The sequence below is a fragment of the Mesorhizobium sp. M7A.F.Ca.US.005.03.2.1 genome, from assembly GCF_003997795.1.
In the GTDB taxonomy this organism is placed as follows: domain Bacteria; phylum Pseudomonadota; class Alphaproteobacteria; order Rhizobiales; family Rhizobiaceae; genus Mesorhizobium; species Mesorhizobium ciceri.
In genome coordinates, this window is sequence record NZ_RZRP01001417.1 from 1 (window position 1) to 826 (window position 826).

An 826-nucleotide genomic window follows, 5' to 3' on the forward strand; every position below is an offset into this window, starting at 1 on the left:
GAGCCTACACAGCGCCAGCACCTCCGTCCGCACAAAAATCAGGCATATTGCCTATCCCTCAGGCAACTTTCTGCCCGCGAGGCCTTCGTGCCAACGTTATGGCTGCAGATCTCGGCAACTCCCCCTTGTTTGCTTAGGATCGAAATCGGACAATGCTTGATCGCATGCGGATCGGCAATCCATGAGCAACGAACTTCTTTCCCCGGCCGAAATGAGCGAGGCCGATCGGCTGACGATTGCCGCCGGCCCAGCCGACGGCATCGGCCTGATGCGGCGCGCTGGTGGAGCGGTCGCGGCCGAGGTTCTCAAGCGCTACCCCTCGGCAAAGCACATCCATGTGCTGTGCGGGCCCGGCAACAATGGCGGCGATGGCTATGTCGTTGCCCGCATCTTGGCCGGCAGCGGCGTCGGCACATCGGTCTGGGCATCCGGCGCGCCGAGGCCGAAAAGCGATGCGGCGCTCGCCGCCGCGGAATGCCCGATCAAGCCCCGGCCGCTGTCTGACTTTGACGCCAAGCCTGGCTCGATCGTGATCGACGCGCTCTATGGGGCGGGGCTGTCGAAGCCGCTGTCCGGCGACGCCGCGAAAGCCATCGATACAGTGACAGCCCTGAGCCTGCCCGTGGTCGCGGTCGACCTGCCGTCCGGCGTCTCTGGAAGGAGCGGTGACATATTGGGCAGGGCGTTTCGTGCCGAGGTCACCATCACCTTCGCGCGGAAAAAGCCTGGCCACCTGCTGCTGCCGGGGCGCGGGCAATGCGGTGAGATCGTGCTCGCCGATATCGGCATCGGCGACGGCATCATCGCCCAACTCGCCGTTTCGACC

1 protein-coding gene is annotated in these 826 nt (G+C 64.9%); it reads left to right on the forward strand.

Annotated elements, in window-relative coordinates; translation table 11 throughout:
- Nucleotides 1-181 precede the first annotated feature (181 nt).
- A partial coding sequence (locus tag EN991_RS38200; RefSeq protein WP_127370630.1) for an NAD(P)H-hydrate epimerase occupies nucleotides 182-826 on the forward strand: 645 nt, incomplete at its 3' end.